Below are 12440 nucleotides of genomic sequence, written 5' to 3'. Positions count from 1 at the left end.
AACGCGCTCCTAGCGTCGGTAGGCATGACCGACACCATGTCGCGAGAACCAGCGGCGCCGGACCACGACCCGCGGCTGACGAACGAGGACCTGGCCCCACTGCCCGCGCAGACCTGGGGCTCCTACAACATCTTCGCGTTCTGGATGTCCGATGTGCACAGTGTCGGCGGGTACGTCACCGCGGGCAGCCTGTTCGTGCTCGGACTGTCGAGCTGGCAGGTGCTGATCTCGCTGGTGGTCGGGATCTCGATCGTCTACGTCTTCTGCAACCTCGTCGCGAAGCCGAGCCAGGCCACCGGGGTGCCCTACCCGGTCATCTGCCGCACGGTCTTCGGCGTGCTCGGCGCCAACATCCCGGCGATCATCCGAGGGCTGATCGCCGTGGCCTGGTACGGGATCCAGACCTACCTCGCGTCGGTCGCGCTGAACGTGGTGCTGATCAAGCTGTTCTCCGGCCTCGCCCCGTACGCGGACGTGAACCAGTACGGGTTCCTCGGCCTGCCGCTGCTCGGCTGGGTGTCCTACGCGGTGCTGTGGGTGGCGCAGGCGGCCGTGTTCTGGACCGGCATGGAGTCGATCCGGCGGTTCATCGACTTCTGCGGCCCGGCCGTGTACGTGGTCATGTTCCTGCTGTGCGGTTACCTGATCTACCAGGCGGGTTGGGGCGCGATCGACCTGGACCTCGGTGAGGTCCGGTACAGCGGGTTCGACGCGCTGCCCGTGATGCTGGGCGCGATCGCGCTCGTGGTGTCGTACTTCTCCGGACCGATGCTGAACTTCGGCGACTTCTCCCGCTACGGCAGGAGCTTCGCCGCGGTCCGGCGCGGGAACCTGCTCGGGCTGCCGCTGAACTTCCTGATGTTCTCGATCCTCGTCGTGGTGACGGCGTCGCTGACGGTGCCGGTGTTCGGCGAGCTGATCACCGACCCCGTGACGACGGTCGCCAGGATCGACAGCACGTTCGCGATCGTGTTGGGGGCGTTGACGTTCACGGTCGCCACGATCGGCATCAACATCGTGGCCAACTTCATCTCCCCCGCCTTCGACTTCTCCAACGTGAGTCCGCAGCGGATCAGCTGGCGCGCGGGCGGCATGATCGCGGCGGTCGGCTCGGTGCTGATCACGCCGTGGAACCTCTACAACAACCCCGAGGTCATCCACTACACCCTCGAGGTGCTCGGCGCGTTCATCGGCCCGCTGTTCGGGGTCCTGATCGCCCACTACTACGTGGTGAGCAGGCAGCAGGTCGACGTGCACGCGATGTTCACCATGTCGGAGAACGGCAAGTACTTCTACCGAGGCGGGTACAACCCGAAGGCGATCATCGCGACCGCGGTCGGCGCCGTGCTCGCGCTGGTGCCCGTGCTGTGGTCGGGTGGGCCCGGGATGGTGACCACGGCCCAGTACACGTGGTTCATCGGCATGGCGGTCGGGTTCGTACTGCACACGCTGCTGTCGCGGCGGAGGGCCTGACGTCGTGCTGATCAAGGTCGTCAACCCGAACACCAGCAGGCCGATGACCGAGATGATCGGGCGGTCCGCACACGCGGTCGCCGCCGCAGGCACCGAGATCCTGGCGGTGACCGCGCCGATGGGACCGGCGTCGATCGAAAGCCACTACGACGAGGCACTCGCGGTGCCCGGCGTGCTCGCGGAGACCAGGGACGCCGACGGGTACGTGATCGCGTGCTTCGGCGACCCCGGCCTCGACGCGGCCCGCGAGGTCGCGCGGGGGCCCGTGGTCGGGATGGCCGAGGCGGCCATGCGTGCGGCGAGCTACCTCGGGCGCGGCTTCAGCGTCGTGACCACGCTCGACCGGAGCCGCGGCAGGACGTGGGACCTCGCCGAACGGTACGGCGTGGGCCGGTTCTGCCGGGGTGTGCACGCCTGCGGCATCCGGGTGCTGGACCTCGACCAGGACCCGGACGCACGCAAGACGATCACGGCCGCGTGCAGGCACGCCCTGGAACGCGACGAGTCCGACGCGATCGTGCTCGGCTGTGCCGGGATGACACACCTGGTCGCCGACCTCGCGGTGGAGGTCGGCGCCCCGGTAGTGGACGGCGTGCAGGCCGCGACGCTCGCCGTCCAGTCGCTGCTGACGATGGGGTTGCGCACCGGCGACCGCGGTGAGTACGCCGCCCCGCCGCCGAAGCCGTACAGCGGGCTGCTGCACGGCTTCGGGCGCTAGACCTTCCCGAGGCCCACGCCTGCCCGCACGGTCGCGGGCACACCGGCCGGACTGTCCACTGTGTACGAATAGTACGTGCGCGGTTCGGTCACGGTGCCCGCGACCTCGCACGGCCCGGAGCCGGTGAACACGTTGTCGCGGGCCACCAGCCTGCCTGGTCCGGACTCCGCGTAGCCGCTCGCGGAGTAGCACGGGAACGGGACGTTCTCGAAGTAGTTGCCCTCGACCAGCACACCCGCGTTCATGGTCGACGCGACACCGTACGCGCTGGTCGCGCGGAAGTAGTTGTTGTAGACGTGGACCGGGTCACCGAAGCGCACGCGTGGGTGACGTTGCGTCGAGCCGTCGAAGTAGTTGTGGTGGATGGTGACCTTGAGGTGGCCGGTGTCCTCCGACGCGTTGGCGTCGGAGTGGCCGATCAGCATGGTCTTGTCCGTGCCGCGGAACCAGTTCCACGACACCGTCACGTACTCGGCGCCTCGGACGATGTCGACCGAGCCGTCGACCGCACCGGAGAACTCGTTGTGGTCGATCCAGATGTGGTGGGAGTTCTGGCCGACGTTCACCGCGTCGTCCTCGGCGTTGGTGAACCTGATGTTGCGGACGATCACGTTGTAGGAGCGGTAGAAGTCCAGGCCGCCGCCGGTGATCTCGGCAGTCGTGCCGAGCCCGATGATGGTCTTGTTGGGCCGTACGCCCTGTTTGCTGGTGATCGCGATGCGGCCGGACACCTGGATGACCAGCGGGCCGACGGTGTCGATGTAGTCCAGGAGTTGGTCGGTGGTGGTCGCGGTGACCGTCCGGCCGCCGACTCCGCCGGTGGTGCCGTTCTGCCCCAACGCGTTCACGCCGGCGAAGCCGTCGACCGTGTTGGCGACCATCGTGGTCGCGACCCTGCCGACACCGGCACCGGCACGCACGATCGCAGGCACGTCCGCCGGGTTGTCCACTGTGTACTGGTAGTAGGTGCGCGGTTCGGTGACCGTGCCGGCGGTTTCCGGGGCACCCGAGTTCACGAAGACGTTGTTGCGGGCCACCAGCCGGCCGGGTCGCTCTTGTCGTAGCCGACGTGGCTGGGGTGCGCGACGTTCTCGAAGTAGTTGCCCTCGACGAGCACGCCGGCGTTCATCGTGGACGCGATCCCGTACAGTGCGTTGTTCCGGTAGTAGTTGTTGAACACGTGCACCGGGTCGCCGAAGCGGACACGCGGATGCCGCTGGTCGGTGCCGTCGAAGAAGTTGTGGTGGTAGGTCACCCGCAGGTGGCCGACGTCCTGGGTGAACGTGTCGGAATGGCCGACGAGTGAGGTCTTGCTGTGGTCGTGGAAACGGTTCCACGACACCGTCACGAAGTCCGATGCCCGCTTGATGTCGAGCAGGCCGTCGAAACCGCCGGAGAAGTCGTTGTGGTCGATCCACACGTGGTGCGCGGAGTTCGTGACGCTGACCGAGTCGTCGGAGGCGCCGGTGAACGTCAGGTTCCGCACGATCACGTTGTTGCCGGGGCGGGTCGTGGAGCCCAGCTGCAGTCCGCCGCCGGAGATCTCCGCGTTCGTGCCGACGCCGGCGATGGTCTTGTTGGCCACCACCGTGATCATGTCGTCGACGGTGAGCCGGCCCGCCACCTGGATGGTGTACGGCGTGTTCATGCCCGCGTAGCGTTCGAGGTCGCTCGCGGTGGTCACGGTGACCGTCGGACCGGCGGCGCCGCCGGTGGTGCCGTTCTGGCCGAGGGCGTTGACGCTCGCGAACCCGATCGGCCCGTCGGCGGGCTCGGCCTGCGAGCGGGCCACGACCACTAATGGGAGCGCGATCAATATCGCCGCGAGAAAGGCAGGGCGAAGCGATGGGGGCATCGTTGCCTCCAGAGATATCAGTGGGGAAAGCGCTTGCCTAAACGACGTTAGAGCCGTACCGGGGTGACGTCAATGGGGCAAGGGCTTACCCATGTGCTCTCGGATGCGCCGTCGCATACACCTCGCGCAGCGTGTTGACCGTGACGAGCGTGTAGATCTGGGTGGTGGTCACGGAAGCGTGGCCGAGCAGCTCCTGCACGACCCGGACGTCCGCACCGCCGTCGATGAGGTGGGTCGCGAACGAGTGGCGCAGGGTGTGCGGTGACACGGTCGCGGTGATGCCCGCTCGCTCGGCCGCCACCTTGAGCGTCTGCCACGCGGTCTGCCGCGACAGCCGTCCGCCCCGCACGTTCAGGAACACGGCGGGACTGCCCCGCCCGCCGGCCGCGAGCCCCGGCCGCGCCCGCACCAGGTAGGCGTCCAGCGCGTCGAGCGCGGGTCGGCCGATCGGCACGAGCCGCTGTTTGCCGCCCTTGCCGTCGAGCAGCACGGTCCGCTCCACGGCGTCGACATCGTCGAGGTCGAGCCCGACCGCCTCGGAGATCCGCGCGCCGGTCGAGTACAACACCTCGAGCAGCGCCCGGTCACGCAGCGCGGACGGCGTCTCCAGCAGCCGCAGCACGTCGTCGACCGGCAGGGCCTTCGGCAACCGGCGCGGCGCGGCGGGCGGTTTCACCTCACGCGCGGGGTCGACCGCCACGAGCCCCTCGCGCACCGCGAACCTGTGCAGGCCGCGCACCGCGACGAGCGCCCGCGCGGCCGACGACGCGGCGAGCGGCGGGTGGTCGTCGGATCCGGTGCGCAACACCGCGAGGAAGGCCGACACGTGTGCCTCGGTCACCGCCTCCAGGGTCGGCACGCCGAGGCCGGCGAGGTGCCGCTCGTATCTGCGCAGGTCACGGGTGTAGCCGTCGAGGGTGTTGCGCGCGGTGCCACGCTCGACCGCGAGGTGGTCGAGGTAGGTGGCGATCGCGTCGGCGAGCATCGGTCGACACCTCCCTCCCTGTGCAGGGCAGGAGCCTAGTGCCGGTGGGGTTACCGGACGGTGTGACGCGCCTGCCGTAGAGTTGGGGATGTGTCCGACGCCGATCAGCTCCGCATCGGGACCGCGGAGCGCGAGTCCGCGGTCAAGCTCCTCTCCGAGCACATGTCCGAAGGGCGGCTGTCGCTCGAGGAGTACGAGGAGCGGATGGCCGTCGTGCTGGAGGCCAGGACCCGCGCCGACCTGAAACCGCTGTTCACGGACCTGCCGCCGCCGTATCCGCCGTTCATGAACGTGCCCGCGCTGCCGCCGCCGTCCGGGCCGCCGATGTACACGCCTCACGCGCAGCCGCCCGCGCTGCCCGGTCAGTCGGACCGGTACCGGGTCGCGGCCGGAGTCCTGCAGATCATGCTGCCGTTCGGCATCGGCCGGTTCTACACGGGCCACAACGGCATCGCGATCGCCCAGCTGGTGACGAGCCTCGTCGGCGTCGGGATCATCTGGAGCATCATCGACGGGATCATCATGCTGGCGAGCGGCGGCACGGACGCCGAGGGCCGCCCGCTACGCATGTGAGAGGAACCCCCGCAGGAGCGCGGCCGTGCCGTCGAGGTGCTCGGCCATCGCGCGACGGGCGGCGGGCGCGTCCCCGGCCAGTATCGCGTCGACGACGGCCCGGTGCTGGGCGTTGGAGTGCTCGATGTTGGCGGACAGCAGCGGGATCGCGTCGAGCAGCTCGTTGACGCGGGTCCGGACGTCGGCGACCGCGGTGGTCAGCGACGGCGCGCCCGCCGCCTCGGCGATGGCGAGGTGCAGGCGGGAGTCGCGGCGGCGGTACTCGAGCTCGTCGGTGTCCACACAGGACGCTTCGAGCAGTGCGGCGGTGAGGGTCTGTCGGTCGGCCGGGGTGAGCGCACGGGCCGCGGCCGCCTCGGCGGCGCCGCTCTCCAGGACGTGGCGCAGGGTCAGGACGTCCTCGAGGTCGGCGGCCGGTGCCTCGCGGGGCGCGGCGGCCGGTAAGGACTCGGCGACGAACGTGCCGCCGTAGCGGCCGCGCCGGGACTTGACGTAGCCGGCGTCGGCGAGCGCGCGGATGGCCTCGCGCAGCGTCACCCGGCTGACCCCTAATCGCGCGGCGAGGTCGCGTTCGGCGGGCAGCCGCTCACCCGGGGCGGCGACGCCGAGCCGGACGGCCTGGAGCAGCCGTTCCACCGTCTCCTCGAAGGCGTTGCGTGTCCGCACGGGGCGGAACAACGCGGCGGTCACTCCTTCGTGCATGGACACGATCACAGCGGGGTGACGTACGCACCCGAGAGCCCGCCGTCCACCAGGAACGTCGACGCGGTCATGTAGGACGAGTCGTCGCTCGCGAGGAACGCCGCGGCGGCCGCGATCTCCGACGCCTCGGCGAAGCGGCCCATGGGCAGGTGCACGAGCCGCCGCTGCGCCCTCTCCTCGTCCTTGGCGAACAGCTCCTGCAGCAGTGGGGTGTTGACCGGGCCGGGGCACAGGGCGTTGACCCGGATGCCTTCGCGGGCGAACTGCACTCCCAGCTCGCGGGTCATCGCCAGTACGCCGCCCTTCGAGGCGGTGTAGGAGATCTGCGAGGTCGCGGCGCCCATGACGGCGACGAACGAGGCGGTGTTGATGATCGATCCCTTGCCCTGTTCGCGCATGTGCGGGATCGCGTACTTGCAGCAGTAGTACACCGAGGTGAGGTTGATCCTCTGCACCCGTTCCCACGCCTCGATGCCGGTCGTCAGGATGGAGTCGTCCTCCGGCGGGGAGATGCCCGCGTTGTTGAAGGCGATGTCGAGGCGGCCGTGGTCGGCGACGACCTGCGCGAACATGGTTTCGACCGCGTGTTCGTCGGAGACGTCGCAGGTGATCGCGGCGCCGCCGGTGTCCTTGGCGAGGGCCTCGATGGCGTCGGTGTCGAGGTCTACGCCGACGACCACGGCGCCCTCGTCGGCGAATCGCCTGGCCGAGGCGAGGCCGATCCCACTGGCCGCGCCGGAGATCACAGCTACCCGGTCCTGCAATCGCTTCATGATGCCCCCTTGCCCGACGCTGTCCACATGGCAACGAGCGAGCTGTGCATCTTGCTCCCTCGGCGCGTACCGAACCCGTGCGAAAGTCCCACTCGTGCGTCCAGTCGCAGGTGGGCTGTCATCCTGGGTGTTCCTGGTTCGTCAGCTCCGCTCATTTACTCCCCCTCTGTCGCGATGAAGACGTTCTTGGTCTCGGTGAACGCGGCCAGGGCGTCGGGCCCCAGCTCTCGCCCGAGTCCGGACTGCTTGACGCCGCCGAAGGGCGTCGAGTACCGCACCGACGAGTGCGAGTTGACCGACAGGTTGCCTGCCTCGACACCTCGGGCGACCCGCATGGCGCGGCCGAGGTTCTCGGTCCAGATCGAGCCGGACAGGCCGTACTCGGTGTCGTTGGCCATCCTGATCGCGTCTGCCTCGTCCTCGAAGGTCTGCACCGTGACGACGGGGCCGAACACCTCGTCCGTGACCACCCGGTCGGTGGCCGCGTGCGGGGTGACGACCGTCGGCGGGAACCAGAACCCCGGTCCCTGTGGTGCGCTGCCGCGGAAGGCCACCGGGGTCTTGTCGTCCACGTAGGACGACACGTTCGCGAGGTGTGCTTTCGAGATCAGTGGTCCCATCTCGGTCTTCGTGTCGCCGGGGTCGCCGACGACCACGCCCTGCACGGCCGGTTCGAGCAGTTCCATGAACCGGTCGAACACGCTGCGCTGCACGAGGATGCGGGAGCGGGCGCAGCAGTCCTGGCCCGCGTTGTCGAAGACGCCGTAGGGCGCGGTGGCCGCGGCCTTCTCCAGGTCCGCGTCGGCGAACACCAGGTTGGCGTTCTTGCCGCCCAGCTCGAGGGTCACCCGCTTCACCTGCGCGGCGCAGCCGGCCATGATCTGCCTGCCGACCTCGGTGGAGCCGGTGAAGACGACCTTGCGCACCAGCGGGTGGTCCACGAACCGCTGCCCGACGACGGACCCGGCGCCGGGCAGCACCTGGAACACGTCCTCGGGGATGCCTGCCTCTCGGGCGAGTTCGCCGAGCCGGATGGCGGTCAGTGGGGTGAGCTCGGCGGGTTTGAGCACGACGGTGTTTCCCGCGGCGAGCGCGGGCGCGAAGCCCCAGCCGGCGATGGGCATCGGGAAGTTCCACGGCACGATCACGCCGACGACGCCGAGTGGTTCGGCGAAGGTGATGTCGACGCCGCCCGCCACCGGGATCTGCCTGCCGAACAGGCGTTCCGGCGCGGCGGAGTAGTACTGCAGGACGTCGCGGACGTTGCCTGCCTCCCACCGCGCGTTGCCGATGGTGTGGCCGGAGTTGCGGACCTCGAGGTCGGCGAGAGTGTCCACGTCGGAGTCGACGGCTTCGGCGAACCGGCGCAGCAGCCGTGCCCGGTCGGCGGGCGCAAGCGCTTTCCATGCCGGCTGGGCACGGTGTGCTCGCGTGATGGCCGTGTCGGTCTCCTCGGCCGTGTGCCGGGGAACCTCGGCGACGACGGCCTCGGTGGCCGGGTTGATCACCTGGGTGACGCTCATCTGGTCGACGCCTCCACCAACGCCTGGAACAGCCTGTGGTCCATGACATGGCCTCGCTCCCGCTCGGCGTTCGCGGGCCTGTTCCCGGCGCTCATCCCGTCTCCCTCCGGGTGCCATTGGACGGCCAGCACGAAGTCCGGTCCGGCCAGTTCGATGGCCTCGACCACGCCGTCACCGGCCCACGCGACGGGCACCAGTCCGGCGGCGAGCAGGTCGATCGACTGGTGGTGGTGGCAGTGCACGTCCACTTCGGATCCGACGATCGCCGCCAACCGGCTGCCTGGCGCGGTTTTCACCGGTACGCGTCCGAACGTGCCCGGCTTGGGCAGGTGTTCGGTGCCGCCGAAGGTGTCGGGGATGTGCTGGTGCAGTGTGCCGCCGAGTACGACGTTGAGCAGCTGCATCCCCCGGCACACGCCGAGCACGGGTACGCCGTTGGCGAGTGCCGCCTCGATGAGGGTGTGTTCGGCGATGTCGCGGTCGGGTCTGGCGGGGCCGGTCGCCGGGTTGCGTGCCGCGCCGTAGTGCACGGGGTCGATGTCGGCGCCGCCCGCGACGAGCAGACCGTCCACACGCGACAGTACGTTGGCGTTCATGCCGTCGACCGGTGGCAGCAGCACGGGTACTCCGCCCGCGGCGACGACGCCGTCGAGGTAGCCGCGCTGCAGTACCGCCGCCGGCACGTCCCACACCCCGAACCTGGTCTGCTCCAGGTAGGTCGTGATGCCGATGACCGGTGGGCTAGAGGCGTTCGAAGCCACGGATCCTCTCCCAGTCGGTGACGGCGGCGTCGTAGGCGGCCAGCTCGACCCGCGCGTTGTTGAGGTAGTGCTCGACGACGTCGTCGCCGAACGCCTCGCGGGCGAGCGTGCTCTCGCCGAGCAGTTGCGCCGCGTCCCGCATGGTGGCCGGGACGCGGGGCCGGTCGGTGCCGTAGGCGTTGCCGACCAGCTCGGGTTCGAGCGGCAGCTCGTTCTCGATGCCGTGCAGGCCCGCGGCGATGAGCGCGGCGACGGCGAGGTAGGGGTTGACGTCGCCGCCGGGCACGCGGTTCTCCACGCGGAGCGACTCGCCGTGGCCGACGACGCGCAGCGCGCACGTGCGGTTGTCGATCCCCCACGCCACGGTGGTCGGTGCGAAGCTGCCGTCGGCGTAACGCTTGTAGGAGTTGATGTTCGGGGCGAAGAAGTAGGTCAGCTCCCGCAGGGCGGCCTGCTGGCCGGCGAGGAAGTGCTCCATCAGCGTGGAGAACCCGTGCTCGCCGTCACCGGCGAGGACCGCGCTGCCGTCGGTGCCGCGCAGGCTGATGTGGATGTGGCAGGAGTTGCCCTCGCGCTCGTTGTACTTGGCCATGAACGTGAGGCTCTTGCCCTGCTGTGCCGCGATCTCCTTGGCGCCGGTCTTGTAGATGCTGTGGTTGTCGCAGGTGGACAGCGCGGTGTCGTACCGGAACGCGATCTCGTGCTGGCCGGGGTTGCACTCCCCCTTGGCGGACTCGACGTACATGCCCGCGCCGGTCATGCCGTTGCGGATCGCGCGGAGCAGGGGTTCGACGCGGCCGGTGCCGAGCATCGAGTAGTCCACGTTGTACTGGTTGCCCGGCGTCAGGTCGCGGTAGCCGCGCTGCCAGGCCTGCTCGTAGGTGTCGCCGAAGACGATGAACTCGAGCTCGGTGCCGACGTGGGCGGCGAGGTCGCGTTCGGCGAGCCGGTCGAGCTGGCGGCGCAGCACCTGCCGTGGGGAGGCGGGCACGGGGCCGCCCTCGACCCACTCGATGTCGGCGAGGACGAGTGCGGTGCCGTCCTGCCAGGGGATGAGGCGCAGGGTGTCGAAGTCGGGGCGCAGCACGAAGTCGCCGTAGCCGCGCTCCCATGAGGACATCGCGTAGCCGTCGACGGTGTTCATCTCGACGTCGACGGCGAGCAGGTAGTTGCACGCCTCGGTGGCGTGGGGCACGACCTCGTTGAGGAAGTACTCGGCCGCGCAGCGCTTGCCCTGCAGGCGGCCCTGCATGTCGGTGATCGCGACGAGCACGGTGTCGATCGTCCCGTCGTCGACCAGCGCCCGCAACCGGTCGAGGGTGAGCATGCCGCCGCGCTGGCCCATAACACTCTCCAAAGGATCAGGGCTGACCCATTGACGCCTTCTTGACACCGGTGCACTCTGACCTGTCAACGGCCACTGTAGTCGCGTCCGACTCGATCTCAACACCCAAAGGACTGATGCTGACCCATTAGGGAGGCACCTCGTGACCACCGACAGCCCAAAACGTACATCCAGGAAGCCGGCGTCAGCCACCGAGGACGAGAAGCGGCTCCACGAGCTCGGCTACGCACAGGAGCTGTCCCGGCGGATGTCCGGGTTCTCGAACTTCGCGGTCTCGTTCACGATCATCTCGATCCTGTCCGGCTGTCTCACCCTGTACCAGTTCGGCATGAACACCGGCGGCCCGGTGATGATCGTCTGGGGTTGGCCGATCGTCGGCGCCTTCACGCTCATGGTCGGGCTGGCGATGGCGGAGGTCTGTTCGAGCTTCCCGACGGCTGGCGGCCTCTACTACTGGTCGGCCAAGCTCGCGCCCCGCAACGCGGCGGCGTGGTCGTGGTTCACGGGCTGGTTCAACTTCCTGGGCCAGGTCGCGGTCACCGCGGGCATCGACTTCGGCGCGGCGTTCTTCCTCAACGCGTTCCTCGACCTGCAGTTCGGGTTCGCCGCGACGCCGGGGCACACGATCCTGCTGTTCGGGATCATCCTGCTGCTGCACGGGCTGCTGAACACGTTCGGCGTGAAGCTCGTGTCGCTGCTCAACGACATCAGCGTGTGGTGGCACGTGATCGGCGTGCTGGTGATCGTGGGCGCGCTGGTGTTCCTGCCGGACAACCACCAGTCGGCGGGGTTCGTGTTCGGCGAGTTCGTGAACAACACGGGCTGGGCGTCGGGGTTCTACGTGGCGCTGCTGGGGCTGCTGCTGGCCCAGTACACGCTGACCGGCTACGACGCGAGCGCGCACATGACCGAGGAGACGCACGACGCGGCCCGCAGCGGCCCGCGCGGCATCGTGATGTCGATCGTGGTGTCGCTGGCGGCGGGCTGGGTGCTGCTGATCGGGTTGACGTTCGCGATCCAGGACTACGACAAGGAGGTGGCGTCGGCGACGCCGCCTGCGCAGATCTTCATCGACGCGATCGGGCTGACGGGCGGCAAGCTGCTGCTGTTGATCGTCATCGGGGCGCAGTTCTTCTGCGGCATGTCGTCGGTGACGGCGAACTCGCGGATGATCTACGCCTTCTCCCGGGACGGCGCGCTGCCGGGGTCGTCGTTCTGGCACCGGGTGAACAAGCGCACCAGGACGCCCACGAACGCCATCTGGCTGGCGGCGGGTGGCGCGTTCGTGTTGGGGCTGCCGTACCTGTGGAACAACACGGCGTACGCGGCGGTCACGTCGATCGCGGTGATCGGGCTGTACATCGCGTATGTGTTGCCGACGTTCCTGCGGTTGCGCCGGGGTGAGGCGTTCGAGCGGGGGCCGTGGCACCTGGGTCGGTGGAGCCGCCCGATCGGCATCGTCGCGGTCGGCTGGGTCGTGGTGATCACGATCCTGTTCATGCTGCCGCAGGCCTACCCGGTCACGGTGAAGACGTTCAACTACACCCCGATCGCCGTGCTGGTGGTGCTCGGGTTCGCCGGGATCTGGTGGCTGGTGTCGGCACGGAAGTGGTTCACGGGTCCGAAGGTGCAGGGCAGCGCCGAGGAGCTGGCCGCGATCGAGCGGGACCTCGACGTGATCTGACGCCGGTCGTGGGGGACGTCGACCTGGCCGGCGTCCCCCACGGGCGAA

At 69.1% G+C, this 12440-nt stretch carries 12 protein-coding genes; 4 read left to right on the top strand and 8 right to left on the bottom strand.

Annotated features, from left to right (window positions below):
* Positions 1-24: 24 nt before the first annotated feature.
* Together CLV71_RS45415 and CLV71_RS45410 are read left to right on the top strand one after the other, a co-directional pair.
* Positions 25-1473, top strand: a complete 1449-nt coding sequence (locus CLV71_RS45415) for an NCS1 family nucleobase:cation symporter-1 (RefSeq protein WP_133909183.1) — start codon at positions 25-27, stop codon at positions 1471-1473.
* Between the two features lie 4 nt (positions 1474-1477).
* Positions 1478-2191 (top strand): aspartate/glutamate racemase family protein, encoded by a 714-nt coding sequence (locus tag CLV71_RS45410; protein ID WP_133909182.1) that lies wholly within the window; start codon positions 1478-1480, stop codon positions 2189-2191.
* Here the strand turns inward: CLV71_RS45410 and CLV71_RS45405 are convergent.
* The 3 genes from CLV71_RS45405 to xerD form a co-directional block, all read right to left on the bottom strand.
* Positions 2188-3207 (bottom strand): pectate lyase family protein, encoded by a 1020-nt coding sequence (locus CLV71_RS45405; protein WP_243867476.1) that lies wholly within the window; start codon positions 3205-3207, stop codon positions 2188-2190. The genes CLV71_RS45410 and CLV71_RS45405 overlap by 4 nt on opposite strands.
* The gene (locus tag CLV71_RS45400; protein ID WP_208298055.1) at positions 3204-3983 is read right to left on the bottom strand and encodes a pectate lyase family protein; all 780 of its coding nucleotides are present in this window, start codon (positions 3981-3983) and stop codon (positions 3204-3206) included. Before CLV71_RS45400 ends, CLV71_RS45405 begins: the two co-directional genes overlap by 4 nt.
* A 148-nt stretch (positions 3984-4131) precedes the next feature.
* Positions 4132-5031 (bottom strand): site-specific tyrosine recombinase XerD, encoded by a 900-nt coding sequence (xerD, locus tag CLV71_RS45395; protein ID WP_133909181.1) that lies wholly within the window; start codon positions 5029-5031, stop codon positions 4132-4134.
* A gap of 90 nt (positions 5032-5121) precedes the next feature.
* Here xerD and CLV71_RS45390 point away from each other — a divergent pair, with 90 nt between their 5' ends.
* Entirely contained in the window at positions 5122-5604 is a 483-nt protein-coding gene (locus tag CLV71_RS45390; protein ID WP_243867474.1) for a DUF1707 domain-containing protein, read from the top strand.
* Here CLV71_RS45390 and CLV71_RS45385 read toward each other — a convergent pair.
* The 5 genes from CLV71_RS45385 to CLV71_RS45365 form a co-directional block, all read right to left on the bottom strand.
* Positions 5593-6306, bottom strand: a complete 714-nt coding sequence (locus tag CLV71_RS45385) for a FadR/GntR family transcriptional regulator (protein WP_133909180.1) — start codon at positions 6304-6306, stop codon at positions 5593-5595. The genes CLV71_RS45390 and CLV71_RS45385 overlap by 12 nt on opposite strands.
* 8 nt (positions 6307-6314) lie before the next feature.
* Positions 6315-7082 carry a 3-oxoacyl-ACP reductase gene (locus tag CLV71_RS45380; protein ID WP_243867486.1) on the bottom strand — a complete coding sequence of 256 codons (768 nt, stop codon included), beginning with the start codon at positions 7080-7082 and terminating at the stop codon, positions 6315-6317.
* 152 nt (positions 7083-7234) lie between these two features.
* Complete coding sequence (locus CLV71_RS45375; protein ID WP_133909178.1) at positions 7235-8602, bottom strand: aldehyde dehydrogenase family protein; 1368 nt, start codon at positions 8600-8602, stop codon at positions 7235-7237.
* The gene (locus CLV71_RS45370) at positions 8599-9363 is read right to left on the bottom strand and encodes a gamma-glutamyl-gamma-aminobutyrate hydrolase family protein (protein WP_133909177.1); all 765 of its coding nucleotides are present in this window, start codon (positions 9361-9363) and stop codon (positions 8599-8601) included. Before CLV71_RS45370 ends, CLV71_RS45375 begins: the two co-directional genes overlap by 4 nt.
* On the bottom strand, positions 9344-10708 hold the full coding sequence (locus CLV71_RS45365) for a glutamine synthetase family protein (protein ID WP_208298054.1): 1365 nt from the start codon (positions 10706-10708) through the stop codon (positions 9344-9346). The genes CLV71_RS45370 and CLV71_RS45365 overlap by 20 nt, the downstream gene beginning before the upstream one ends.
* A gap of 247 nt (positions 10709-10955) precedes the next feature.
* Here CLV71_RS45365 and CLV71_RS45360 point away from each other — a divergent pair, with 247 nt between their 5' ends.
* Complete coding sequence (locus CLV71_RS45360; RefSeq protein ID WP_133909223.1) at positions 10956-12392, top strand: amino acid permease; 1437 nt, start codon at positions 10956-10958, stop codon at positions 12390-12392.
* Positions 12393-12440 lie beyond the last annotated feature (48 nt).

It is taken from the genome of Actinophytocola oryzae (genome assembly GCF_004364325.1).
In the GTDB taxonomy this organism is placed as follows: domain Bacteria; phylum Actinomycetota; class Actinomycetes; order Mycobacteriales; family Pseudonocardiaceae; genus Actinophytocola; species Actinophytocola oryzae.
Note: the sequence above shows the minus strand (reverse complement) of the source record. Positions and strands in the feature narration are given on the sequence as shown.